Here is a 25,840-nt window from a genome sequence, read left to right as displayed (position 1 = left end):
ACTAGGCCGAGACCTCGACGCCAGGGGCGAAGGCGACGTAGCCGGAGAAGTCCTTGCCGACCCGGTCGAACGCCGACGGGTACGGATGCGGGTACGACCACGCGAGATCCTTGTGCAGCTCTCCGTCGACCTGGACGGAGTAGTACTGGCACTCGCCCTTCCACGGACACGTGTACGGGGTGGGGCTCTCGACGAGGGCGTCCGGCGCGACGGATGCCGGCGGGAAGTACCAGTTCCCCTCGATGCGGATGAGGTCGTCTTGGTCGGCCTCGGCGATGACGTTTCCTGCGAGTACAGCCTTCATGGTCCTGCCTCCTCGGATGTGGGTTCGAGCGTATAAGACGGGTGGGACATCCGGCACCGGGTTGCGCGCGGGGTCGTCAATCTGGGACATATTGCGCGTTCTGTTCGTCACGCGTCCGGAATCGGATTGCCCGGATCAGGCCGAGTCGCGGCCGTAGCCCTCCAGCAGCCGCAGCCAGATCTCGCTGATCGTGGGGTAGGAGGGCACCGCGTGCCAGAGTCGGGCGATCGGGACCTCCCCGACGATCGCGATGGTCGCGGCGTGGACGAGCTCGGCGACCTCCGGGCCGACGAAGGTCGCCCCGATCACGACGTCGCGGTCGGTGTCGACGACCAGGCGCGCCTGCCCGGCGAAGCCGTCCTCGTACAGGCTCGCGCCCGCCACCCAGCCGAGGTCGTAGTCGACAACCCGGACGGCGGTGCCGGCCTCGCGGGCCGCCGCCTCGGTGAGTCCGACCGATCCGACCTCCGGGATCGAGAAGGTGACCTGGGGCACCGCGGCGTGATCGGCCGTGGCGGCGTGACGCCCCCAGGGGGCGTCGTCGACGGCGTCGCCCTTCGCGCGGGCGGCGATGACGTCGCCCGCCGCGCGCGCCTGGTACTTGCCCTGGTGGGTCAGCAGCACGCGGCCGTTGACGTCGCCCACGGCGTAGAGCCAGTCGTGTCCGGGGACGCGGAGGGTGTCGTCGGTCTCGATCCAGCGGCCCGGCTCGAGACCGACAACCTCGAGACCGATGTCGGCGCTGCGCGGGGAGCGTCCGGTCGCCACGAGCACCTCGGCGGCGGTCACGGTCTCCCCGCCGTCGAGCGTGATCGTCACCCGGTCGCCGTCGCGGTGCACCGCGGTCGTACCGGTATCGGTGCGGACGTCGACGCCGAGCTCACGCAGGCCGTCGGCCACCCGCTCCCCGGCGAAGGGCTCCATCCCGCCCAGGAGCCCGCTGCGCGCGAGGAGCGTCACCGACGAGCCGAGCGCGGCGTACGCGGTGGCCATCTCGACCGCGACCACGCCGCCGCCGATCACGGCGAGGCTCTCGGGCAGCTCCTCGGCACTGGTCGCCTCGCGACTCGTCCACGGCGAAGCCTCCCGCAGACCCTCGATCGGCGGGATGACCGCGTCCGAGCCGGTGCTGACGGCGACCGCGTGACGGGCGCGCAGCACGCGGGTGCCGCCGTCCTGGTCGGTCACGGTCACCTCGCGCTCCCCGGTCAGCCGGCCGTGGCCTCGGGCGAGGTCGATGTGGGCGGACTCGAGCCACTTCACCTGTCCGTCGTCGGACCAGTTGCTCGTGAAGGAGTCGCGGCGCTCGAACACTGCCCGCACGTCGAGGGTCCCGGTGACGGCCTGCGCGGCGCCGGCGACGTGCTGCGCGGCACGGAGCGCCTGGGCCGAACGGAGCAGGGCCTTCGACGGCATGCAGGCCCAGTACGAGCACTCCCCGCCGACGAGCTCGCTCTCCACGATGATCGCGCTGAGACCGCCCTGCACGGCACGGTCCGCCACGTTCTCCCCGACCGGACCACCGCCCAGCACGATGAGGTCGTATTCGTCGGTCTTCTCGGCAGCAGTCATGCTCGCCCCTCTCGTGGCCGCATCGGTCCGTGGCCCAGTCTCGCTCATGAGGAACGTCGAGTCACGGGTGAGTTGTTCCCGTCGGCCGATATGCCCGTCTTCCCCGGGGGGGGTTCCCGTCCCGGATGCACGACGTTCCTTCCGACGACGTTCCGGGTGCACGACCCGAGTGCGGCTGCGCGACTCGGACGGGACCGATCCGCCGGCAGACGTGACCTGGTCGTGTATCCGGACCAGGAACCACGGACTCGTCACGGCGGGCTACGGGTCCGGATCCGGGTCGGCGAGCCGGGTCCGAGGTTCCGGATGCACGACGTGGGGACGGTCGCACGATCCGGACGGGGCGATCCGCCGGCAGACGTGCCACGGTCGTGCATGCGGAACGGGACCGCGGGACAGACGGAACCGGACGGAGTCGACGGGACGGACGGAGTCGACGGAACGGACGGAGTCGACGGGACCGGAAAGGACGGCCCGAGAATCAGGCGACGACGGAGGGGACGCGGCGGGGGTCGGCGAAGGCCCGGGGATAGGCGCGACGGAGGGCCATGACGATGAGGGTGGCCGCGGTCACCTTGATGAGGTCGCCGGGAAGGAAGGCCAGGGTCGAGAGGGCCGTGAGGTCGAGCGGGACGCCGGTGACGAGGGCCTGCACGGGGATGCCGAAGGCGTAGACGACGAGGACGCCGCCGACGAACGCCGCGATCGCGGCGCGCCACCAGGTCGGGCGGCCGGTGCGCATCAGGAGTCCGATGACGACGACACCGGCGACCCACCCGAGCAGATATCCCGCCGTGGGGCCGACGAAGACCCCGAGTCCGCCACGCCCGCCCGCGAGCACCGGGAGACCGATCGCCGCGAGCACGAGGACGAGTGCGACCGACCACGGCGCGACACGCGGTCCGAGGACGAGACCCGCCAGCATGACGGCGAGCGTCTGTCCGGTGATGGGCACCCCGCCGGGCAGCGGGACGACGACCGTGCCGAGCACGATGATGAGCGCGGCGAAGACGGCGACGCGGCCGAGGGTCGCCGAGGTGTCGCGGGTCGTGGGGGTCATCGATCCATCCTTCCTGAACGGTGTTCACCTGAACACCGTTCATCAGGCTAGAGGGCGGGCCACGCGGGGCGCAAATCACCCCGCGGCGGCCGGGTCGACACCCCTCGTCCGCGGAGCGAGGACGGCCGCTCCCGCCCCGACCACGGCGGCGAGGGCGAACACCCCGACGAACGGATCCACCCCTGCCGCAGCCCCGAGGGCGACGAAGAGCGAGCCCGTGACGGCGAGGGCGAGCGCACTGCCGAACGAGTCGGCCACGGTCATGGCGCCACTGTTGAACCCCTGTTCCGCGGGGGACGACATCGCAAGGACGAGAGCGCTCGTGCGCGGGCTCATCAACCCCATCCCGGCGCCGGCGACGATCCAGGCGAACGCGGCGAGCAGCGCGGGCGCCTGCATCACGGTGATCACCAGGACGAGCGCGATCCCGACGACCACGAGGATCGTCCCCACCCGCACGGCCGTCACGCTCGACAGGCGCTCGCCCATCCGGCCCTGGACGGTCGCCGCCGCCGACCAGGCGAGCGCACCCCCGGTCAGCGCGAGCCCGGCGAGGGTCGGCGACAGCAGGTATCGATCCGTGAGCAGGTACGGCAGGTAGATCTGCACCCCGAAGAACGCCGCCGCCCCCAGACCGCGGGCCAGGATCACCGACGGCAGCCCCCGACGGGCGACGAGGGTGCCCCGAGGAACGAGTGGGCGCACCGCCGCGACCGCGACCACCACCGCCACCGCCGAAAGGAACGGACCGGCGACCGGGACCTCTCCCACGAGGTCGAGGGCGAGCACCGCGACGGCGGCGAGCACAGACCATCCCAGCCGTCCGAGCGCCCAGGGCGTGTTCGCGTCCCCGCTGCGGGCGAGTCCCCGGAGAGCCGGGACGACCATCAGCAGTGCGAGCACGACGAGGACCACGACCCCGAGGAAGACCCAGTGCCAGCTCCACACCTCCGTGACCGCTCCTGCGATCGTCGGACCGATGAGGGAGGGGATGACCCACGCGGCGGCGAACCCCGCGAAGATCGCCGGATGCAGGGACGTCGGATACACCCGGGCCACGACGACGTAGAGCGCCACCATGAGCCCGCCGTTGCCGAGCCCCTGCGCGAAGCGTCCCGCGACGAGGATCTCCATGGTCGGCGCGAGTCCCGCCACGAGCAGCCCTGCCGTGAACAGCGCGACGGATGCGTACAGCGGCGCCACGGGACCCCGCCGGTCCGACCAGTTTCCTGCGATCACCATGCCGATCACGCTCGTCGCCAGCGGCCCGGCGAAGGCCAGCGCGTACAGCCGCTCGCCGTCGAGGTCGGCGCTGACCGCGGGCATCACCGTGGTGACCGCCAGTGATTCGAAGGCGCCGAGGAACACGAGGGCGCACGCGCCGATCGTGATCCAGACGTACTCGCCACCGAGGATGCGGGGCGGGGCGGGCGTGGACGGCGCAGCGCGCCCGGTCTCGGTCGTCATGAGGACGACGCTAGAACCTCAAGAATGGTTGAGGTCAAGCCCGGGGTACGCGGAGCCCCGCACAGGCTCAGCGGAGCGGGAGGATGCTCGTCGGTGCGGGAGCCTGCGCCTCGTGCCGAACTCCGAGCGGGGCTCCCGTGCGGTCATCGAGGTCGAGCAGCGTCACGGTGTCGGAACGTTGCCCTGCGACGAGGAGCTTGCCCTGGTAGACGAGGTGATGCCGCGGCCAGTCGACACCGGAATCGGCGAGCGCGACGGGCTCCAGAGCCTCGCCGCTGCCACGCACCCGCAGCGCCGCGATGGTGTTGCTGCCGCGCAGAGCGGTGTAGAGGAACTGACCGTCCTTGGTGCGGGCGAGCTCGGCGGGGAAGTCCACGCCGACCTGTGCGATGGGGCTCGCCGGAGCCGAGGAGACGACGCTCCAGGTGCCGTCGGCGGCCGCTGCGAGCGTGAAGACCTCGCACGAGTACTCCGTCACGATGTGCAGGTGGCCACTCGGATGCACGACCATGTGCCGCGGGCCGGTGCCGCGCGGGAGCACGACCTCCTGGTCGAGGACGAGCCCGGTGCCCTGCAGACGCCAGAACCGGACGAGATCGAACCCGAGATCGGTGGTGACCACGCGGCCGTCCGGGAGGAAGGCGGCGGCGTGCGCGTGGGACGCGCGGTCCGCGGCGCCGTACGGATCGACCGCGGCGACGCCGTCACCGGCGGGAGTCTTCGGAGCCGCATCCGGATCACCGTCGCCGAACAGGGCGGCACGCAGGGCCGCGGCCGCATCCTCCTTCGCCGGGACGAGCCGGCCATCGGCGGCGAGCCCGAAGCGGACGACCCGCCCGTCGCCGTAGCAGCTGGCGACGAGCGTCTGGCCGTTCGGCGACACCGCGAGATGGCAGACGCCGTCCCCCGTCGGCACCGGATCGCCCAGCGGGGACAGCGCCATCTCGCCCGTGCGCACGAACGCCTGCACCGCGGCAACGCCCTCCAGCGCCGCGTACACGACGTCGAGGGACGGATGCGCCGCCAACCACGACGGCGACGGCGTCTGCGTCACGGGTCCGCGGTAGGCGAGCGTCGTGGCCTCACGGCCCTCGTCACCGGCCAGCACGCCGATCCCCTCGGCGGAGCCTTCCATCGCCGGGCCGTAGCCCCCGAGCCAGAACCGTGTCATGCCGATCAGTCGAGCAGGTCGTGGCGCACGATCACCTGATCGCGCTCCGGGCCGACGCCGATCACCGAGATACGGGTGTTGCTCATCTCCTCCAGCGCGAGCACGTAGTCCTGCGCCGTCTGCGGAAGATCCTCGAAGGTGCGCGCGGTCGAGATGTCCTCGCTCCACCCGGGGAAGTACTCCAGGATCGGCTTCGCGTGGTGGAAGTCGGTCTGGTTCACCGGCACCTCGTCGAAGCGCTCCCCGTCGACGTCGTAGGCCACGCACACCGGGATCTTCTCGAGCCCGGTGAGGATGTCGAGCTTGGTCAGCACGAGGTCGGTGATGCCGTTGATGCGCGTGGCGTAGCGGGTGATGGGGGCGTCGTACCAGCCGACGCGGCGCGGGCGCCCGGTCGTGGTGCCGAACTCGAAGCCCTGCTTGCGCAGCCAGTCGCCCTGCTCGTCGAACAGCTCGGTCGGGAACGGGCCGGAGCCGACGCGGGTCGTGTAGGCCTTGACGATGCCGACGATGCGGTCGAGTGCGCCGGGGCCGACGCCGGACCCGGTCGAGGCGCCGCCGGCCGTGGCCGAGGACGACGTGACGAACGGGTAGGTGCCGTGGTCGATGTCGAGCATCGTGGCCTGGCCACCCTCGAACACGACGACCTCGCCGCGGCTCAGTGCCTGGTCGATGAGGTAGCCGGTGTCGGCGACCATCGGACGCAGACGCTCGGCGTAGGAGAGCAGGTCGTCGACGATCTCGTCGCAGGTGACGGCGCGGCGGTTGAAGACCTTCACCAGGAGGTGGTTCTTCTGGTCGAGGGCGCCCTCGACCTTCTGGCGCAGGATGTTCTCGTCGAAGAGGTCCTGAACGCGGATGCCGACGCGGTTGATCTTGTCGGCGTAGGCCGGACCGATGCCGCGGCCGGTCGTGCCGATGTTGCGCTTGCCGAGGAAGCGCTCGGTGACCTTGTCGAGCGTGCGGTGGTACTGGGTGATGATGTGCGCGTTGGCGCTGACCTTGAGCCGCGAGACGTCGATGCCTCGGGCGGACAGGGCCTCCAGCTCGGAGAAGAGGACTTCGAGGTCGATGACCACGCCGTTGCCGATGACCGGGTTCACGCCGGGCGACAGGATGCCGGAGGGCAGCAGGTGCAGGGCGTACTTCTCGTCGCCGACGACGACGGTGTGCCCGGCGTTGTTGCCGCCGTTGAACTTCACCACCCAGTCGGTGCGCTCACCGAGCAGATCGGTGGCCTTGCCCTTTCCTTCGTCGCCCCACTGCACGCCGACGATCACGATTCCTGGCATGGGTAACCCCCTGGATGATGCCTCTCGCCGGGATTCCACCGGCGGATGAGCTGGCCCGATCGGGCTCTCCCATCCTATCGGCAGGCCTCCGACAGCCCTCGGAAGCGCGATACGGGACGGAATACACACCGGCCCGGGGCCCTGGAGGCACGGTTTCGATCCCGTATCAGGCGGTGGCGCGCGTTCGTCGACGAAGGCTCACCGAGGACCGGCCCCCCGTTCACGAGGGAGGGACTCGTAGCGATTCCGGCACGACCTTCGCCTGTGCGATCCCACGGGGACCGCCCGGTGTGGTGTGGACCGAGCCCACGAGATCGGGTGGCGGCCATGTGGTGCTGAGCCCCCGGCGTATCGCGTCTGCCCTTGCCGGTGTGGTGGACCATCGGTGCATGAGCCCCTCCGGGAACTCCTGGATCTCGCCACCTCGGAGACGGGGCCGGACCAGCGTGGAGTACTCCGCGTCGTACCAGGTGGCCCACTGAGGGTCGACCGGCAGCCCTCCCCACGCTCCGTCGAAACCGCGCGGACGCGCTGTCGCGAACCGAGTGTCGTTGAGCTCGGCGAAGGCGAAGAAGCTGCCGACGCGACGTGCCACATCCACGAGGAACCCCGCGACTGCGCCTAGCGCGTCCGACTCCACCAAGTGGTCGAGCTCGAAATCGATCGAGATCGTCTGATAGTCGCCACCGATCGGGGTCCATGGAGAGATGCTCGCCGAGATGAAGTCCTTGCTCGTCATGGCAAGGCTGTCGGCGCGACATTCCGCCCGGTACAGGGCATCGAAGGCGGCGCCACCGTCGCGGGGAAGGCGTCCTTGAAAGGGTTCATGCGACCCGAAGCGAACAGGCACAGCGAGCGGGAAGCTCTCCCGGACCGCTTGGAGGTACCGTTCGGCAAGCGCAGTGGCGTCCGCGAGTTCGCCAAACCTTCGGAACCACCGGAGGTGAACGTAGAGCTTCTCCGCCGTCCGCTGTGAAGGGTCGGCTTCCTCGTCCTCAGGTGAGGAGATCACCTGAGGATCGACCACCTGCCCGCCGACCGTGGTGGCGAGATCCTCCGCATACTCCTTCGCCGCGCCAAGATGGTGATCGTTGGACTCGGCACGGAACTCGTCGCCCACGGACTTCACGTCGTACGGCACGCGAACGTGATAGACGCACGTCGATCCGGGGAGGGTGCGGGCCACGACCACAGGAAGGTCGTCACGCTCCACGCGCATCGGGCCTTCCACAGAAAACGCCACTTCGCCCGAGGAATCGAGGGCCCTGACGTCTTTCACCCCCCAGCCGAGGGCGCGCTTCAGGCGCATTCCCGGTGGCGCGGCGATCTTCGCCAACTCACGAGGGCTTAATCTCACGCTCCCGAAAACGTCAAGATCGTATGACACCTGTCTTCTCCCCTCGCACTGGCCAGGAAGCTTGACCTCCGAGCGGCCCCACCGACGCTATCGTGCGAATACTCGCGTTCACCGGACCTTGACGAAGTAGTCCGATGACAGGAGCGCGACGGGCATCTCGCTCGCGCGAGCCGTCGATTTGCGGTGATTGTCAGGATCCGCCTGAACAGGCACGAACTCGGAGGGGACCCAGGCCCCCGGCTCCGTCCATGAAGCGCTGACGCTCGTCGCGGGCATGTTCGAGCGATAGAGCATGCCGCCGCTCAGCTCGCGATGCGCACCCGCGGTCAGATGCGGGCGGACGAGGTCGGCGTACTCCGTGGAGAACCAGCTCAGCCACGGAGGGCTCTGCGGCAGCCCCGGCCACTCACCCCATTGCGGCAGCGCCATCGTCGGTGAGAAGCGGGACTGCGTGACCTCGGCGTACGAGAAGAAGCTGCTCGAACGCTGTGCGAAATCGACGAAGAAGCTCTCGAAGGCGCTGACGAATCGAGGCTTGGAGAGCGCCGCCGCGTCGAAGAGTAGGTGTGCGGACTGGTGTTCAGCGACGAACTGATCGGACCACGAATCCAGGAATCCCGAGATGAGCGGCTTCCGCCCTCGGAGGACCAGTCTGCTTTGGTGACTATCTTCGCGGTAGATGCGGTCGGCCCCTTCCACCCCGTCCTCGGCGAGCTTTCCTCGTAGTGGCTCGCTGACCCCGAACACGGTGGGCAGTGCGGCCGGAAGATGCTCCTTCGCTGACTCGAGATACATCTGAGCAAGCGAAGGGCTTTCCTCGTCGAAGCACCGGAACCACTCGACGTGCAGGAACTTCTCGCGGCTGGGCCCGGTCCTCCGTGACACGTATCGAGGGTCGGACGTCTCCTCCACGACGACCTGTGGATCGTGCACGACCCCTCCCACCGCCCCGGCAAGCTCATCCGCGAAACGCAGCGCGTGTCCGATATGCGGCTGCGCAGAACCTTCGACGACGACTCTGTACCGGAAGCGCACGTTGTCGGGGAGACCGGTGGGAACACTGTCCATGTCCTCGCCTCCGACGTCGTGGGGCCCGTCGACGATGAAGCAGTACTCCCCTGACTCATGAGTGAAGGCCTGAACGAGCGCCTCGCCAGCGATCTCGCTCGCTGTGACTGGACCCGTCCCGGTCTGCACCTCGGACGGTGCGAGCCGGAGCTTTCCATACACTTCGATGTCGTACGACATGACTACCTCCGGCGGGTCCGTGGCTTTCGTGACGCCATCTCGACCATCATTCCCGAAGCTTCTCCGCCGGGGAAGCGCGATACGGGACGGAATACGCTCCTCCCCGAGTCGCCGGAGGCACGGTTTCGATCCCACACCCGGGCGGAGGCACGTTCTCGATCCCGCACCGCGCCGGGAGGGCGCGGTTTCGTGCCCGCTACAGTGGCGACGGAGGTGGCGATGACGCGGTGGTGGCCCTACGTCCGACTCGCGGCGGCGGCGCTCGCGATGGCGGCGATCGTCGCGCAGCTCGTGCGCACCCTGGAGATCGCCCTCGCCGCAGACACCGCGTGGGGCGCGCATCTGCCCACCGTCGTCGTGAACTTCTTCAGCTTCTTCACGATCCTCTCCAACGTGCTGGCCGCGGTCGTGCTGGCCGTCGGCGGGATCTGGGGGCTGATCCACCGAGATGCCCGGGTCGAGCCGACGTGGCTGGCGACGCTGCTCGTGTGCGCGAGCACCTACATGATCGTCACGGGCGTCGTCTACAACACGCTGCTCCGGGGGATCGCGCTGCCGCAGGGAGCCACGGTCGCCTGGTCGAACGAGGTGCTGCACGTCGTCATCCCGCTCGTCCTGCTCGCCGACGTGCTGTTCGCGCCGCGTCGTCGTGCACTCGGCTGGGGCACGGTGGGGATCGCCGCGATCTTCCCGATCGTGTGGGTGATCTACACACTGCTCCGCGCGAACCTCGTCATCGCTCCCGCGACCGGCAACGCCTGGTGGTACCCGTACCCCTTCCTCGATCCCTCGTTGAACGGCGGCTACGGCGGCGTCGCACTCTGGGTGGTCCTCATCGCCGCGATCATCCTCGCCACTGCCACGGTCGTCGTGGGGATCGGGCGGCGTCGGGCCAGGCGGTGACCCACCCCTTCCCGTGCGCCCCACCCCCTTGCGAACGTACGAAAAGGGGTGGGACGGCCGGAAGGGGGTGGGTCGGCGATCAGACGAGGAGCGCGTCGGCCTCGAGGTAGCGCTCGAGGGAGTCGTCGAGCTCGTCCAGCCACGGCGTGTGGTGCGCGGCGGCGAGCGTCCCGGTCATCACCGAGGGGTACACGCGGTCGCGGTAGCCCATGATGTCGGCCTTCTTGTCGTTCTTCCAGGCGAGGAAGATCTCCACGACGCGATCGAGGTCGAACGCCGGATAGTCGGTGCACTCCAGCAGGTCGCGGATGTAGTCGGCCTGGAAGCGGATCTCCGTCGCCGCCGAGTCGATCTCGGCGAACCGCTTCCGCCACGCGGCGATGGACGCGGCACGCTCGGCCTCGTCGGGGAGGGCGATCCGGCCGAGGATGACGTCGCGCACGAACCAGGCCTGCGCGTCGAACATGTTGAACGTGAACCACTGGTCCTGCGCGCCGAGGTAGGCGAGGCGCGGGTTGCCCTGCCAGAGCACCCCCCGGTACAGCCCGTCGGGGTAGACGTTGTTCGGCGAGGACAGGGCGAGCTCCGCGGGCAGGAACGGGTACTTGTGCAGGTAGCCGGTGCAGAGGATGACCGCGTCCACCTCCTTCGAGGTGCCGTCGGCGAAGTGCACGGTACGGCCCTCGAAGCGCTCGACGCACGGACGCTCCTCGAAGCCCTCCGGCCAGTCATAGCCCATCGGCGCGGTCCGGTAGCTCGCGGTGACCGAGCGAGCGCCCATCTTGAACGCCTGGCTGCCGATGTCCTCCGCCGAGTAGCTCGACCCGATCACGAGCACGTCCCGCCCGGCGAGGGCCTCCGCGCCCCGGAAGTCGTGCGCGTGGGCGACGGATCCGGGGAAGGTCTCGATGCCGTCGAAGTGCGGCACGTTCGGGAAGGAGAAGTGACCGCTGGCCACGACCACGCGGTCGAACTCCTCCGTGGTCGTGCGCCCGGTCGGCAGGTGCACGCTGGTGAGACGGAACACCTCACGCTCCTCGTCGAACTCCACCCAGCGCACCGCCGTCTGGAAACGGATGAGGTCGCGCACCTGCGTCTTCGCGAGACGCCCCGCGATGTAGTCCCACAGCACCGGACGCGGCGGGTACGACGAGATCGGCCGTCCGAAGTGCTCGTCGAAGGTGTAGTCGGCGAACTCCAGCGCCTCCTTCGGCCCGTTCGACCACAGGTTGCGGTACATGCTGGAGTGCACGGGCTCGCCGTACTCGTCCAGCCCGGTGCGCCAGGTGTAGTTCCACTGGCCGCCCCAGTCGGCCTGCTTCTCGAAGCAGACCAGTTCGGGGATCTCCGCCCCCGCACGGGCCGCGGACTCGAAGGCCCGCAGCTGCGCCATCCCCGAGGGGCCGGCGCCGATGATCGCTACTCGTTCACTGTTCGTCACGTATCGTCCTCAAACTCTTCCGTCATGTATCGGGCGCAGCCGTATCCGGGAGAGGAGGACAGTTCTTCCCCGGTGGGAGCGGAACGCTCGACCCGCCCGGACAGTGGCTGCTCTTCGACGTTAGCAGTGCCTCAGCGCCACGCTGGCGGGAATGCGACGACGACTGTCGCTTCCCCGCATCGCCGATGTCGGCGGCCGGTGCCAGGATCGAACGGTGCGACAGGACATCAGGGCGTCAGAGCGGCTCGACCCACAGGGCTCGCCGGCGCGATCGCGCGGCGCCCTCGTGCTGCTCGCAGCCGGCGTGACCGTCGTACTCTGGGCGTCGGCTTTCATCGGGATCCGTGGCGCGGGGCCGCACTACGACCCCGGGGCCTTGGCGCTGCTGCGCATGGCCGTGGGCACCCTCGTGCTGACGATCATCGCGCTGCGGCACGGCATCCGGCTCCCGGAGCGCCGCCACTGGTTGCTGATCGCCGTGTGGGGAGTCGGATGGTTCTGCATCTACAACCTGGCCCTCAACAGCGCCGAACGCACCCTCGACGCCGGGACCGCCGCGATGGTCGTGAACCTGGCGCCGCTCATGGTCGTCGTCTTCAGCGGTCTCTTCCTCCGGGAGGGATTCCCCCGACCCCTCGTGATCGGCGCTCCCATCGCCTTCCTCGGGGTGGTCCTCATCGGCATGAACTCCACCAGCAGCACCGGCCCCGACCTCACGGGCCTTTTGCTGGCCCTTCTCGCCGCGGTCATGTACGCGGGGTGCACCCTGCTGCAGAAACACCTGCTCACCTCGGGGGTCGACGCCACCACGCTGACCTGGCTCGGGGCGGCCGCCGGGACGATCGCCCTGCTTCCCTGGCTCGGCGCCCTGATCGCCGACGTACAGACGGCGCCCCTCGACGCAACGCTATGGGTGGTCTACCTCGGTATCTTCCCCACCGCGATCGCCTTCACCACCTGGGCGTACGTGCTGCAGCGCAGCACCGCGGGGAAGACCTCCGCGACGACGTACGTGGTCCCGGCCCTCGCGATCCTGCTGTCCTGGCTGATCCTCGGGGAGGTGCCCACCCCGCTCATGTTCGTGGGCGGCACGCTGTGCCTGCTCGGCGTGCTCATCACGCGTCTGCGATGGCACCCGCGGACAGGGGAAGCGGTTCGACCTGGTCGAACTCGCTCCTCCGAGGAATAGCTCCGACCGCCCTGGAGAGCGCAGCGGCCACCGCCGTCCCCGCGAGGATGGCGAGAGGCACCCCGACCGCAAGGTAGTAACCGGCGTACTCCAGAAGCGCTCCGGCCAGCAGAGGCGCGGCACCGCCGGCGAGCGCTCCGAGCAAGGACGAAAGCGACAGCACGCGACCGCGGATCTGGTCGGGGATGATCAACGCGAGGTACGACCCCTGCACGGCGTTGAGAGGTATCAACGGCATCGAGGCGACGAAGCCGATGACCGCCACAGCGGGAACGCTCTGAGTAACGAGAAGAGCGGTGAACGCCAGAGTGATCATGCAGATCGATAGGCGCACGATCGCGCGCCCGCTGTATCGGCGGAGTATCCATCCCGCGACGGCTCCACCTGCGAGCACGCCGGCGCCCTGCATGGTCTGGATGGTTCCGATCTGCCACGCGGGGGTGCCTGTCTGTTGCTGGCTGAGCACGATGGTCATTCCACAGGCACCCAGGCAGAAGTTGACCAGCACGATCAGACCGATGAGGGTTCGCGGTTGACGCCACACCGCCAGCCAACGACGACCTGCGGCGAGCGATCGCACCCCCGCTTCGTCACCGAGGCCCTCGGGGCTGAGGTCCTTGCGTATCGCGAGGGCGGATCCGACTTCCCCGAGCCGAGCGACCGCCGAGACGATCAGCGGCAACGAAGGGTGCACACCGAAGAGCAGCCCCGATACCGGTGCCGCCGCAAGCCGGATGGCTGCGTCGCGAGACTGGTTGGCTGCGGATGCCTCGGCCAGGAATCGCTTCCCGACGATGCGCGGGAGCGCGACGTCCGTGACCGTGAAGAAGAGCCCCACGACGAGCCCCTCTCCTGCCGCGATCACGATAAGCGCAGCTGTCGTCAGCGTGCCCGTGACGTACATCGCCGACAGCCCTGCGTAGATTGCGAACGCGGACGCGCCCGACCAGATCATCAGCCTTCGGGCGTCGAACCTGTCGGCGAGAACGCCACCAGGAAGGGTCGACACCGCCCGCGCGACGGCCGAGACAGTGCCGATCAGCCCTGCGAGAAAGGCGTCGGATGTGACGTAGTAGCCGAGAAGAGTGAAGGCGAAGGCCCCGATGCTCAGGCCGACTTGGGTGAGCGTGTCACCGGCGAACCACGCCCGATAGTCGCGGACGCGCCAGAGACCCAGCCGAGGCGGATTCACAGCGGGTCGGCATCGAAGATGTAGTCGAACTGGGAGTCGCCCGATCCGCACGTCGGGCAGCCCGGGTGTCGATCCCAGTTCATGATGATGCGGAGCGCTCCTGAGATGTAGTTCACCTCGACCTGTCGGCCGAGACCCAAAGGGGCCGCGTATCCGGTGATCAGGCGCATCGCCTCGTCCACGCCGAAGGACGTGAGCCTCTGAATGTGCGGCGCAATCGCCGCGGTCGCCGCGTCTCTCGCCGGCGACATCAGTGCATGGAACTGCCGCAGGAAGCCATCCGTGTTGAGTTCGTCGAAGATGTGCAAGCAATCGAGGCAGCCGGACTCTCGCGGAACCACCGAGAAGAAGCGGCCGCTGGTGTGCTGAGTGAGCATGATGACGACGGGGATTCCGAGTCGCACCGCCGCGGCGTTCGCACGGCGTTGGGCAATGAACCGAGGCTCATCGATGGCGCAGATGATGACGTCGGCTCCCCGCGCGACCCGAACGATGTCGTCCACCGAGGCGACCTTCAGATCGAACACCTCGACATCGACGTCCGGAGCGAACGCTCGACAATACTCTGCGCTTACGTCGGTCTTCTTCCGCCCGATATCACTCGTCCGGAACAGAGTCTGCCGGTTGAGGTTGCTCTCATCTACGACGTCGTAGTCCAGGATGGTGAGCTTACGGAGGCCGCACGCCAGAAGCTGCGGGAGGCTTGCGCTTCCGCCCCCTCCGAGCCCGAGCAGAACGACATGAGACTCGCGGAGAACGTGCTGGGCACGATTCGCCGCTGCCTGCGTATTCTCGGCGGCGGCCGCAAAGAACGTCTGATTGGCCTCCAGCCGAACGGGCAGGCTGTCGTAAGAGCACGCGTCCTCGATGAGGCCGCTTGCGTCGAGATACTGGATCCCCTCGCGCACGTCGTCTTCAGACAGGTCGCCGAGGGCTTGGCACGCCTCTCGAAGGACGTCGCCGTACTCACGCCTGCCGTCGAGCAGCGGTAACAGGACGCGCAATTGGCCCTGCGGGTCGGTGAGCTCCTTCGTGATCCCCTGCTGCGCGCCGATGCGGACGACATCGTCAGCGAGCCAATAGATGGGTAGCGCTCTTTTGATCTGCGGTCGCATGAAGTTCCTTCCGGCCCCGTATCGCTCGACCGAGGAGGCCGAGCGATACGGGGTGGCGTACGCGTTCTCAGAGAACACCCCAGCTGATGTCACGTTCCTTGGTTGCCCGAACTGTGAACGACATAGCTCCTCCTCTCGCATAGTCGGGTCGGTATCGAACGAGCCAAGTATCAGCGGGTAAAACGTTGCATGTCAATGGAGGCGTTGGAGCAGACTCATCCGGCCGCTTAGCGGCAACCTCCGCGCAGGTTGCGATTACGCTGGTCGGCGGAGGGGCGCGCCGTGCGGGCCCGCGTGTGACCGAGGGAGACGAAGACCGATGACCGACGCCGACGCGCCGACCCCGCCGACGATCTCCGCACCCCCGCCACCGCCCGCGTCCGCCGCGCCGATCGCCGCCGCGGCCCCCGCCGCCGCTCCGACCGACGCCGAGATGGCGCGCGCCGGTTCCGTGCTGCAGACGATCTCCGACGCGTACTCCGCGAAGATGGTGGGCCAGGAGCGCCTGCGCACCAGCCTGCTCGTGGCGCTCATCGCCGGCGGTCACATCCTCCTCGAGAGCGTGCCCGGCCTCGCCAAGACCACTGCCGCCAGCACGCTCGCGGACACCGTGAAGGCGAAGTTCAAGCGCATCCAGTGCACGCCCGACCTCCTGCCGAGCGACATCACGGGCAACCAGATCTACGACGCCGCGACGGGCAGCTTCCGGACGGTGCTCGGCCCCGTGCACGCGAACTTCGTGCTGCTCGACGAGATCAACCGCTCCAGCGCCAAGACCCAGAGCGCCATGCTCGAGGCGATGCAGGAGCACCAGACCACCATCGGCGGCGAGATCCACCCGCTGCCGAAGCCGTTCCTCGTGATCGCGACGCAGAACCCCATCGAGCAGGAGGGCACGTACGAGCTGCCCGAAGCGCAGATGGACCGGTTCCTCCTCAAGGAGATCGTGGAGTACCCGAGCCCGGCGGAGGAGTTCGAGATCCTCAGCCGCATCGACTCGGGCGTGCTCGACCCCGACCGGCACGTGCACAGCGCCGTCACGCTGGACGACGTGCACCTGCTGCAGGACGTCGCGAGCCGCATCTACGTCGACCCCGCGATCCGCAACTACATCGTGTCGATCGCGTACGTGACCCGGAATCCCGCGCCGTACATCGGGGACGAGCGCGCCCGCTTCATCAAGTACGGCGCGAGCCCGCGGGCCAGCATCGCCTTCCTCCAGGCCTCGCGCGCCCTCGCCCTCCTCAGCGGCCGGACCCACGTCCTTCCCGAGGACATCCGCGCCCTGCGCCACCTCGTGCTGCGGCACCGCGTGCTGCTGACGTTCGAGGCCGACGCCGAGGGCATCCGCAGCGAGGAGATCATCGACCAGATCTTCGCCGCCGTGCCCACGCCCTGACCCGTCGACACGTTCAGGGACCCCGCGCCAGATGCCCAGCCTCATCACGCAGGTGAAGAGCAAGCTCTTCATCCACTCGAACCGCAAGTCGCTGCACGCGCTCGACGGCGCCTATGCGTCGCTGCTGCACGGGCGGAGCCTCGACTTCGAGGACCTGCGCAAGTACGAGTACGGCGACCAGGTGCGTGACATCGACTGGCGCGCGACCGCCCGCCTCGGCACGCCGTTGGTCAAGCGGTCACGGGCCACGCGCATGCACACCGTGATGTTCGTCGTCGACACGGGGCGCTCCATGACCGCTCTCGCCGCGGACGAGCGCTCGAAGAAGGACCTGGCGATCCTGGCGACCGGAGCGCTCGGCGTGCTGACGCTCCGGCACGGCGACGACTTCACCGTCGTCTACGGCGATTCCTCGCGCGTCCGTCGCCTGGCGCCGGGGCGCAGCGAAGGCGCCCTGGAACACGCGCTGCGGACGATCGACCGCGCGGTCGACGACGCGGCCGCCCCCAGCGATCGCGACGCCCTGCTCTCCTTCGTCACGCGGACGATCGCGCGGCGCATGATCGTCGTCGTCGTCACCGACGAGGCCCCGGTGACGACGGAGACCGAGCGGCTGCTGCGCCGACTGCGCGTGCAGCACGACGTGCTCTGGATCACCCTGCGCGACGCCGAACCGGTGCTCGATCACCGGTCCGCGCGGCTGCGCGCCGACGTCGACAGCCTCTGGCAGGTTCCCGATTTCATCCAGGGCGACCGCACGATCGTGAACGAGCTCAGCGCGCAGCGGGCGGCGGATGCCGCCCGGCGCGCCGACCTGCTCACACGGATGGAGATCAGCCACGCCGCGCTCGACGGTCAGGACCACGCCGTTCCGCAGCTGCTGCACCTGTTGAACCGGAGGTCCGATGCCCGGTTCTGACGAGCTCTACCCCCCGGCGCAGTACGGGTGGGGATGGATGCTACTCGCTCTCGGCGTCCTGGCGCTGCTGATCGTGGGCGCCTGGCTGCTGTTCCGGCTCACCCGCCCCCGCACCGCCGCCTCCGGAGGGTCCGCGGATGCCGGGCAGCCGTCCACGCTCGATGTGCTGTCCGCTCTGCGCTCGGAGTACCTCGACCGCATCGACCGCGTCGAGCACGACTACCGGGACCGCCGACTCTCCGCACGGCAGGCGAACCTGGAGCTGAGCCGCGTCGTACGCACGTTCGTCAACGAGTACAGCGGTCTGGAGGCACCGGTGCTCGCCCTCGACGATCTCGTGTCCCGCGGCGTGCACCCTGCGCTCATCGACGCGATGGGTCGTCACTACTATCCGAGCATCTTCCGGCAGGGGCCCGCGATCGACCCGGTCGCCGGAGCCGAAGCCGCCAGGACGGTGGTGCGCGCATGGCACTAGCGAACGTCTGGATGCTGGTCCTCGCCGCCGCTGTCGTCGTCGCCGCGGTGGTGATCGGTCTCGTGGTGGGGCTGCGCCGCCATCGGGACCGGCGTGCGGCGGACACGGCCCGCGTGGCCAGGGCGGAGCGGCTGCGGGCGCTCCCGTCCTTCCGTCAGGCGCTGTCCCGTCGCGCCGTCGCCCTGACCGGCCTGCTCGCTCTCGGCGCGGGAGCGGCACTGGCCGCCGGCGTCGTGGCCGCACGGCCGATGTCCGCCCAGACGGTGCAGCCCGTCGACACCAGCCGAGACATCATGCTGTGTCTGGACGTGTCGGGCTCGATGTCCGAGGTCGACGTCGAGGTGCTCTCCGTGTTCGACGAGCTGCTCGACGGCTTCGAGGGGGAGCGCATCGGCCTGACGATCTTCAACAGCTCGCCCGTGCAGATCTTCCCCCTTACCGACGACTACGACTTCATCCGCGAGCACCTCGCGAGCATGATGTCGAGCTTCGACTACGTGGACGAGATCCCGGAGCACTGGCTCGGCACCCTCAACGGCGACGGCGCCTCCCTCATCGGCGACGGGCTCGCGGCGTGCACCATGGGCTTCGACCACCCGGACGACGACCGGTCGCGGTCGGTGATCTTCGCGACGGACAACGAGATCAACGGCGCCTCGATCGTGACGCTCGACGAGGCCGCGGCGTATGCGGCCTCCCAGGACGTGCGGGTGTTCGCGATCAACCCGGTCGAGGGCAAGGACGCCGACGTCAGCGCCGAGCTCGCGGCCGCCGCCGAGGCCACGGGAGGCGCCGCGTACGGACTCCGTGACACGACCACGGTCGGCGACATCATCGACGAGGTGCAGAAGCAGGAGGCCACGGCGCTGCGCGGCGAGGCGCAGGTGGTCTGGACGGACACCCCGAACCTGTGGATCGCCGTTCTCTCGGTCCTCGCGCTCGGCTTCGTCGTCCTGGTGTGGAGGGTGCGCCTGTGATCTTCCAGCCCGTCCTCCCCGTGTTCCTCATCCTGCTGCTGTGCGCCGGCGTCGCCGCGGTGGGCGTCTGGATGCTCGTCCGCGCCCCGCGGGTCGGCGGCGAGGTCGTGACCGATCGACGCGCTCTCGCCGTGCACCGGTCGCTGTGGGCCCTGCGGCTCGTGATGGTCCTCGCCTGCGCCGTGATGCTGCTGCGGCCGGGGCTCCCCGGAGGATCCACGCAGACGCTGGCGACCGACACCGACATCGTGCTCGTCGTCGACACCACCGCGAGCATCGTCGCCGAGGACTGGGACGACGGCTCTCCCCGGCTCGATGGCGTCCGCGCGGACGTGCGGGCCCTCGTGGAGGAGTACCCCGGAGCCCGTTTCGCCCTGGTCACCTCGGATGCGGCGGCCGAGCTGCGGATTCCGCTGACCACCGACACCACCGCCCTCCTCGGATCGCTGGACGTGCTGCGCCCCGAGGTCACGAGCCAGTCGCGCGGCAGCTCGATCGGCGTGGCCGCACCGCTGCTGAGCGAGACCCTCGCCGCCGCGGCAGAGTCGTCGCCGGACCGTTCGCGCATGGTCTTCTACTTCGGCGACGGCGAGCAGACGACGGGTTCCGCGCCGGAGTCCTTCGCCGACAGCGCGCGCTACACCGACGCCGGAGCCGTCTTCGGGTACGGGACGGCCGAGGGCGGTCCGATGCGCGTGACGACGGGCGGCCTCGATCAGAACGGCTCCGAGTACATCCAGTACCAGGGTGCCGATGCACTCTCCGTCATCGACGAGGGGAACCTCGAGACGATCGCCGGACAGCTCGGCGTCGAATACGAGCACCGGGAGGCGGGCGTCGCCCCGTCGCTCCCCGCCGCACCGTCGAGTACCACCGCCTATTCCGACGCCGGCGAGGTGGGGAACGTGATCGAGCTGTACTGGGTCGCCGCACTGGTCATCCTCGCCGCGCTCGCGGTGGAGCTCACCCGCGCGACGATCCTGGTCGCCCGGCTCCGCGGCCTCCGCGTCCCTCGCGCCGGACGGTCGGTTCCACCCCACACCCCCTGACGGCACCCGAGGCCCCGGGCTTCCCTGCAGATACGGCGTGTGTGCCGCGCCTTTCGATGGTATTGTGTTACCCGTCGCAGGCTCTTATGCCTTCGACGGGGGTTCGCCGAGGCGGACGACTGCGATACGAGCATCTCTGGGGGAAGCTCTCGCGGCCGGTCGTCCGGCGATGTCGTGCCGACGTGGGGTCGGCCATCAGAAGACTGGGGAACACACATGGGGAACAGTGCTGTCTGGAAGCGCGCGCGCACGGGCGTGGCCGGAGCGATCGCGGGGGTGATGGTCGCCGCGGGGCTGGTCGCCCTCGGTGGGGGTGCTGCCGTGGCCGCCGAAGCCCCGGGCGGCCTGCCTCCGCTGTTGCAGCGGGATCAGAACGTGGTCACGTCCGATCCGATCCCGACCGTGCAGATCGACAACGGGTATGTCTGGGCGCAGACGACGATCGGCTCGATCGTGTACGCGGTCGGCAAGTTCGACAACGCGCGCGAGCCGAAGGCCGCTCCGGGGACGGCGCTGACGGCGCGCTCCAACGTGCTCGCCTACAACATCGACACGGGCGCGCTCCTGCCGTTCGCGCCGAAGGTCAACGGCGTGATCAAGGCCGTCGCCGCCTCGCCCGACGGCACCCGGATCTACATCGGCGGCTCGTTCAACAAGGTCAACGGCAAGGACCGCTGGAACATCGCCGCGATCGACGCCAAGAGCGGCGAGCTCGTCCCCGGATTCGTCCCGTCCATCGGCGGCTCGGGCGTGTACGCCCTCGCGACGTCGGGGACGACGGTCTACGCCGGCGGGCTGTTCACGCAGGCCAACGGCACGCCCCGGAAGAACCTGGCCGCCTTCGACACCACCAACGGTGCCCTCCGACCCTGGGCTCCGCAGACCGACCTCCAGGTCGATGCCATGGTCATGGACCCGGCCGGCGCGGACACGATCGTCGGCGGACGCTTCTCCCAGGTCAACGGCAACACCGAGATGCGCGGCAGCGCCTCCGTGGACAAGACCACCGGAGCGCTGAACACGGACTGGGGGCTGGCCAAGACCGTCAAGAACGGCGCCGGATCCGGCATCTACGCCGGCAAGGCCGGGACGTTCGGTCTCGCCACCGACGCGACGGGTGTCTACGGCACCGGCTGGGGCTTCGCCGACGCCGCGACCGGCAGCCTCGAAGGCACCTTCGCCGCCGAAGCCGGCACCGGCAAGGTCCGCTGGATCGCGGATTGCATCGGCGACCACTACGGCGTCTACTCCACCGGCAAGGTCGTCTACACGACCAGTCACACCCACACCTGCCTGACCCTCGGCCTCCACCCGGAGCAGGCTCCGCGCGTCCACCGGTACTCCGAGGCGTACACCGCCGACGCCAGGGGGACGCTGGCCCCCCAGCCCGCGGCACCGGGCCGCAAGGACTGGGGCGGCACTCCGGCGCCGTCGCCGTACGCCTGGTCCCCGGACTGGGCGGTCGGCGTGACCACCGGTCTGGGGCAGGCGGGGCTGTCCATCACCGGCACGGGGAACATGATCTCCATCGGCGGCGAGTTCCGCTCGGTCAACAACGGACAGTTCGAGGGGCTCGTGCGCTTCTCGACCACTCCTCCCGGCGGGCCCAAGGACGGACCTCGGCTCTCCGGGGACAGGTGGGAGCCGACCGCGACCTCGCTCGTCCCCGGCCAGGTGAAGGTGTCGATCCCGGCCAACTGGGATCGTGACGACCTCACGCTCACCTACGAGCTGCGTCGCACCGGTTCGACCACTCCGCTGTTCACCACGAAGGTCGACTCCACCTGGTGGAACCTGCCCGCCGTCACCTTCGAGGACACGACGGCTCCGGCCGGTTCGCAGCAGACGTACACCTTCACCGCCACGGACGGCGACGGCAACACGGTCACGAGCAAGACGGCGACCGTCACGGTCGCCGCATCCGGCCAGCCGTACTCCGACGCCGTGCTCGCCGACGAACCGCAGCTCTACTACCCCCTGGGAACGATCGGCCAGGACGTCGCCGGGACGAACAGCCCACTCTTCCGCGCGGGGGCGAAGCCGCTGTCGTCGGGCGTTCCGAAGGGTGTCGCGGGCGCGACGAGCCTCGACGGCACCGAGACAGGACGCGTGGACACGACCACCAAGATGCCGGCGCCCGGCGCGTACTCGGCCGAGATGTGGTTCCAGACGTCGACGACTTCCGGGGGCCTGCTCTTCGACTTCGAGAGCTCGGCCGCCGGTTTCTCGAGGAACTACGATCGCAACGTCTACATGTCGAACGACGGACGCCTGAACTTCGGGGTGTACAGCGACGGCACGAGGGTCATCACGACCACGTCGGCCTACAACGACAACCAGTGGCACCACGTCGTGGCCTCGGTGAGCCCTGAGGGGATGAAGCTCTTCGTCGACGGGCAGCTCAACGATCAGATCACCGGTGTGACCAAGGGTCAGGACTACGAGGGCTTCTGGAAGGTCGGCAGCGGCAAGCTGGCCAACTGGCCGAACGTCCCGAAGTCGGTGTCCCTCACCGGTAACATCGACGAGTTCGCCGTGTACCCGTACGGGCTGAGCGCCGCACAGGTCAAGACGCACTACGGGGTCGGCAGGGGTTCCACGGCACCTGTCGCAGCCTTCACGGCGACCACGACCGGGCTCGATGCGGCCTTCGATGCGAGCGCCTCGGTGCCGCCGGGGACCACCACGATCTCGGACTATCGCTGGGACTTCGGGGACGGTACGACCGGTACGGGCAAGACGCCGTCGCACACGTACGCGAAGCCCGGCACGTACGCGGTCAAGCTCACGGTCACCGACAGCCAGAATCTCGTGGGGTCCGTCACGAAATCGGTCGTCGTGCAGGGAGCCAACGCGGCTCCCACGGCCTCGTTCACCCTCTCCGCCTCGGGGTTGACAGTGTCGGCGGACGCGTCGGCATCGACCGATGCCGACGGCAGCATCCGCAGCTACCGCTGGGACTGGGGTGACGGCACGACAGGCGAAGGCGCGACGGCGACGCACACGTACCCGAAGGCCGGGACGCGGACGGTCACCCTCACGGTGACGGACGACGTCGGGGGCACGGCGACCACCACCCGGGAGGCCGTGGTGGCGGAGCCCGCGCCGCTCGCGAGCGACGAGTTCGACCGGACCGCCGGCCCGGGGTGGGGCGAAGCCCTCACGGGCGGCGCCTGGAAGATCGCCGGCGGGTCCGCGGCCGCGGCCAGCGTCGCCGACGGCTTCGGGCAGCTGAAGCTGGCCGCGGGAGACACCCGCCACGCGACGCTGAACGCGCCGTCGGTTCTGGACCCGGCGCTGGAGACGACCTTCCGCGTCGATCAGCCGCCGAGCACAGGAGGCTCCTACATCGGGGTCATCGCCCGCGACTCGTCCGCTGGTCGGTATCTCGTCCGCGCCTGGCTTCGCCCTGACGGCACGGTCTGGCTCGTGGCGCACCGCGACGGCACCGTCCTCGCGACCCGGGCACTGAACGGCGTCACAGTCACCCCTGGCACCACGTACACGCTGAAGGCGTCCGTGACCGGAACGGACAAGACGTCGCTCGTCGCGAAGCTCTGGGTCACAGACGCCGCGGAGCCCGCCGATTGGCAGCTGCGGGCGAGCGACCCCACCCCGCTGCCGGCGGGTGGTGTGGGCCTGAGCGGCAGCCGCTCCGCGAGCGCGACCGCGCCGCTCGGCGTGTCCTTCGACACGTTCCGCGTCAAGGCTGCGCAGTAACCGGACCGCACGCGACGGACGCCGACCTCGACCAGCCGGGGTCGGCGTCCGTCGCATCGCCGTATCCGTCGCGCCGGATCGTCGCGGATAGGATGTTCAGACGCCGACGACAGGGGAGGAGGTGGGTCGTGATGCCTGCGCAGGACGACCCCGCCGCAGCCCTCCTCCGCTCGAACCGCCGTCGCCGGCTCATCCGCCGGTGGGTCGCGATCGGGACGATCCCGCTCACCCTCGCGGCCCTGCTCTTCGTGGGCAAACTGCTGAGCATGTACGCGTTCGCCCACCAGGCCATCACCGCCTACGTCGTCGACGACTTCGCGGGTTCCGAAGCCTCGGCGCGTGGACAGGACGTCCTGAACTGGTTCGAGCCGTACAAAGCCCCCTACAACATCGGCACCGCACTGGCCGGTGCCGACGAGCTCCCCGCCTCCCGTGCGGAGCTGGAGCGCTCCCTCGACCTCGCGACCGGCCTGGAGGTCTGCCCGGTCCGGATCAACCTCGCTCTCGTCATCGAGCGGATGGGCGACGCCGCCAGGGCCGATGGCGATGGCGCCGGGGCGACCGCCCTCTACGGCGAGGCGCTGACCGTCACGGTCGAGACCCCGGAGGAGTGCCGCAGCGACGAGGCGCAGCAGCAGTCCCCCGACCCCGAGCGCGACATGTCGGACACCCTGGACAACACCGAGGACCGCCTCAAGCAGAAGCAACAGGAGCAGGAGCAGGAACAGCAGCCGCAGGAGCCGCAAAAGGATCAGGAGGAACCGCAGCCGTCCGAGGACAAGCTGCAGGATCTCCAGGACAAGCTCGAGCAGGGGACGCAGGAGCGGGACCAGCAACAGGGGGACGACCCCGGCGGCACCGGGACGGACAGGCCATGGTGAGTGATCACGAGCGGCAGCGCGCCCGCTACGTCGGCGGTACCGAGGGCGCCCCGCCCGTCCCGCCGCCCGGGGGCTACCGCGGTGCCCGGCGGCAGCAGCCGATCGACCTCACGCCACCGGTCGATCCACAGCTGCCCACGGAGGAGAAGAAGACCTCCACGAATGCGCTCGGCTGGATCGCTCTGGTCGCCGCGATCCTCTTCACCCTGATCCTGTTCGGCACGCTCGTGGTCGGCGGCACCGACCTGCTGTACGGAGTGACGATGATCACGCTGCAGCTCGTGGTGCTCGGAGTGATCGTGGCCGCGCTCTTCACCCCCGGCGGACGACGGCTCGGGGTCATCGCGCTCGTCCTCACCGTCCTGTTCAACGTCGCGACCGTGGGGGCACTCAGCGCTCTGCGCACCTCGGCATCCGGGAACTACGAAGGCGTGAAGACCGCGGAACAGCGGCACGCGGAGGCCTACCCCGGGATCAAGGGCACCTCCCCGCAGGAGGCGCTCACCCAGCAGTCCATGGAGGAGGTGCGCGCGGAGGCTGATTCCCTCTTCACCGACATCCGTGAACGGCTCACCGCGGACTTCGGGTTCACGTGGGTCCAGGTCGGCGACGAGGATGTCCGGCCGGAGCGGAACGGCTACGGCGGCGAGTCGATGCTGTCGGAGTACACGTCGGCGGCCTGGGCGACCGAGCAGCCCGTGCAGGGCTACGCGCGCAAGCTCGACGTGATGGCGGCGATCGATGAGGTCGTGGCGTCCCACGGCCTGTGGAACCTGTACTCGTTCAACGATCCGACGAACTCCGGCATCGACCCGTCCATGATCGCCAAGCTCTACGGCAGCGATGACCCTCGCACGCAGACGACGTGGGAGTACTACACGGAGAACTACCCCGACCCGCTGCGCTTCTACGCGAACATCTACGACCTGTCGAACGATGCCGACGGCGGCTTCCGCAGCTCGCGAGAGGCGCAGAGCGCGCGCACCGGCGAACCGATCGAGGGGCTCCAGCTCGTCGTGATCGCCGGCAAGGTGCTGAGCGAGGACGACCGCGCGGAGTTCGAGGAGCGGCTGCAGGACTACCCCGGCTTCGAGTGACCGGCCCGGTGC

At 69.3% G+C, this 25,840-nt stretch carries 21 protein-coding genes; 10 read left to right on the top strand and 11 right to left on the bottom strand.

Annotated features, from left to right (window positions below):
* Position 1: 1 nt before the first annotated feature.
* The 8 genes from RI211_RS00475 to RI211_RS00440 form a co-directional block, all read right to left on the bottom strand.
* Positions 2-304 carry a DUF427 domain-containing protein gene (locus tag RI211_RS00475; RefSeq protein WP_060922325.1) on the bottom strand — a complete coding sequence of 101 codons (303 nt, stop codon included), beginning with the start codon at positions 302-304 and terminating at the stop codon, positions 2-4.
* Positions 305-439: 135 nt separating this feature from the next.
* A complete protein-coding gene (locus RI211_RS00470; protein ID WP_315636824.1) occupies positions 440-1,876 on the bottom strand; it encodes a dihydrolipoyl dehydrogenase family protein in 1,437 nt (478 codons plus the stop codon).
* 481 nt (positions 1,877-2,357) lie between these two features.
* Positions 2,358-2,936 (bottom strand): biotin transporter BioY, encoded by a 579-nt coding sequence (locus tag RI211_RS00465; protein ID WP_280565884.1) that lies wholly within the window; start codon positions 2,934-2,936, stop codon positions 2,358-2,360.
* 75 nt (positions 2,937-3,011) lie between these two features.
* A complete protein-coding gene (locus tag RI211_RS00460; protein ID WP_315636823.1) occupies positions 3,012-4,403 on the bottom strand; it encodes an MFS transporter in 1,392 nt (463 codons plus the stop codon).
* 67 nt (positions 4,404-4,470) lie between these two features.
* Positions 4,471-5,574: a lactonase family protein gene (locus RI211_RS00455; RefSeq protein ID WP_315636822.1), complete on the bottom strand. Its 1,104-nt coding sequence runs from the start codon at positions 5,572-5,574 to the stop codon at positions 4,471-4,473.
* A gap of 5 nt (positions 5,575-5,579) precedes the next feature.
* Positions 5,580-6,866 carry an adenylosuccinate synthase gene (locus RI211_RS00450; protein WP_060922320.1) on the bottom strand — a complete coding sequence of 429 codons (1,287 nt, stop codon included), beginning with the start codon at positions 6,864-6,866 and terminating at the stop codon, positions 5,580-5,582.
* Positions 6,867-7,086: 220 nt separating this feature from the next.
* Positions 7,087-8,202, bottom strand: a complete 1,116-nt coding sequence (locus RI211_RS00445; RefSeq protein ID WP_315636821.1) for a hypothetical protein — start codon at positions 8,200-8,202, stop codon at positions 7,087-7,089.
* Between the two features lie 129 nt (positions 8,203-8,331).
* The gene (locus tag RI211_RS00440; RefSeq protein ID WP_315636820.1) at positions 8,332-9,471 is read right to left on the bottom strand and encodes a hypothetical protein; all 1,140 of its coding nucleotides are present in this window, start codon (positions 9,469-9,471) and stop codon (positions 8,332-8,334) included.
* Positions 9,472-9,690: 219 nt separating this feature from the next.
* On the opposite strand from RI211_RS00440, the gene RI211_RS00435 reads away from it, so the two are divergent.
* Positions 9,691-10,374: a Pr6Pr family membrane protein gene (locus tag RI211_RS00435; RefSeq protein WP_315636819.1), complete on the top strand. Its 684-nt coding sequence runs from the start codon at positions 9,691-9,693 to the stop codon at positions 10,372-10,374.
* 79 nt (positions 10,375-10,453) lie between these two features.
* On the opposite strand, the gene RI211_RS00430 is transcribed toward RI211_RS00435, so the two are convergent.
* Positions 10,454-11,815 (bottom strand): trimethylamine monooxygenase, encoded by a 1,362-nt coding sequence (locus RI211_RS00430; protein ID WP_315636818.1) that lies wholly within the window; start codon positions 11,813-11,815, stop codon positions 10,454-10,456.
* A 214-nt stretch (positions 11,816-12,029) separates the two neighbouring features.
* Between RI211_RS00430 and RI211_RS00425 the strand changes: the two genes are divergently transcribed.
* Positions 12,030-13,004 (top strand): DMT family transporter, encoded by a 975-nt coding sequence (locus RI211_RS00425; protein ID WP_315636817.1) that lies wholly within the window; start codon positions 12,030-12,032, stop codon positions 13,002-13,004.
* Here the strand turns inward: RI211_RS00425 and RI211_RS00420 are convergent.
* Complete coding sequence (locus RI211_RS00420; RefSeq protein ID WP_105948988.1) at positions 12,931-14,196, bottom strand: MFS transporter; 1,266 nt, start codon at positions 14,194-14,196, stop codon at positions 12,931-12,933. The two genes, RI211_RS00425 and RI211_RS00420, sit on opposite strands and share 74 nt — an antisense overlap.
* Complete coding sequence (locus tag RI211_RS00415; RefSeq protein ID WP_268777566.1) at positions 14,193-15,311, bottom strand: HesA/MoeB/ThiF family protein; 1,119 nt, start codon at positions 15,309-15,311, stop codon at positions 14,193-14,195. Before RI211_RS00415 ends, RI211_RS00420 begins: the two co-directional genes overlap by 4 nt.
* A gap of 319 nt (positions 15,312-15,630) precedes the next feature.
* On the opposite strand from RI211_RS00415, the gene RI211_RS00410 reads away from it, so the two are divergent.
* The 8 genes from RI211_RS00410 (at position 15,631) to RI211_RS00375 (ending at position 25,828) form a co-directional block, all read left to right on the top strand.
* Positions 15,631-16,710 (top strand): AAA family ATPase, encoded by a 1,080-nt coding sequence (locus RI211_RS00410; RefSeq protein ID WP_186326348.1) that lies wholly within the window; start codon positions 15,631-15,633, stop codon positions 16,708-16,710.
* A 31-nt stretch (positions 16,711-16,741) separates the two neighbouring features.
* The gene (locus tag RI211_RS00405; protein WP_315636816.1) at positions 16,742-17,629 is read left to right on the top strand and encodes a DUF58 domain-containing protein; all 888 of its coding nucleotides are present in this window, start codon (positions 16,742-16,744) and stop codon (positions 17,627-17,629) included.
* A gap of 37 nt (positions 17,630-17,666) precedes the next feature.
* Positions 17,667-18,104 carry a hypothetical protein gene (locus tag RI211_RS00400; RefSeq protein WP_315636815.1) on the top strand — a complete coding sequence of 146 codons (438 nt, stop codon included), beginning with the start codon at positions 17,667-17,669 and terminating at the stop codon, positions 18,102-18,104.
* On the top strand, positions 18,095-19,081 hold the full coding sequence (locus tag RI211_RS00395) for a VWA domain-containing protein (protein WP_280565864.1): 987 nt from the start codon (positions 18,095-18,097) through the stop codon (positions 19,079-19,081). Before RI211_RS00400 ends, RI211_RS00395 begins: the two co-directional genes overlap by 10 nt.
* The gene (locus RI211_RS00390; protein WP_315636814.1) at positions 19,078-20,130 is read left to right on the top strand and encodes a vWA domain-containing protein; all 1,053 of its coding nucleotides are present in this window, start codon (positions 19,078-19,080) and stop codon (positions 20,128-20,130) included. The genes RI211_RS00395 and RI211_RS00390 overlap by 4 nt, the downstream gene beginning before the upstream one ends.
* 216 nt (positions 20,131-20,346) lie before the next feature.
* Positions 20,347-23,850, top strand: a complete 3,504-nt coding sequence (locus tag RI211_RS00385; RefSeq protein ID WP_315636813.1) for a PKD domain-containing protein — start codon at positions 20,347-20,349, stop codon at positions 23,848-23,850.
* 131 nt (positions 23,851-23,981) lie between these two features.
* A complete protein-coding gene (locus RI211_RS00380) occupies positions 23,982-24,731 on the top strand; it encodes a hypothetical protein (RefSeq protein WP_315636844.1) in 750 nt (249 codons plus the stop codon).
* Positions 24,725-25,828 (top strand): DUF4064 domain-containing protein, encoded by a 1,104-nt coding sequence (locus tag RI211_RS00375; RefSeq protein ID WP_315636812.1) that lies wholly within the window; start codon positions 24,725-24,727, stop codon positions 25,826-25,828. The genes RI211_RS00380 and RI211_RS00375 overlap by 7 nt, the downstream gene beginning before the upstream one ends.
* Positions 25,829-25,840 lie beyond the last annotated feature (12 nt).

The sequence above is a fragment of the Microbacterium meiriae genome, assembly GCF_032364335.1.
Lineage (GTDB): Bacteria > Actinomycetota > Actinomycetes > Actinomycetales > Microbacteriaceae > Microbacterium > Microbacterium meiriae.
The sequence above is the reverse complement of the archived record's forward strand: the minus strand, read 5'-3'. Positions and strand labels throughout refer to the sequence as shown.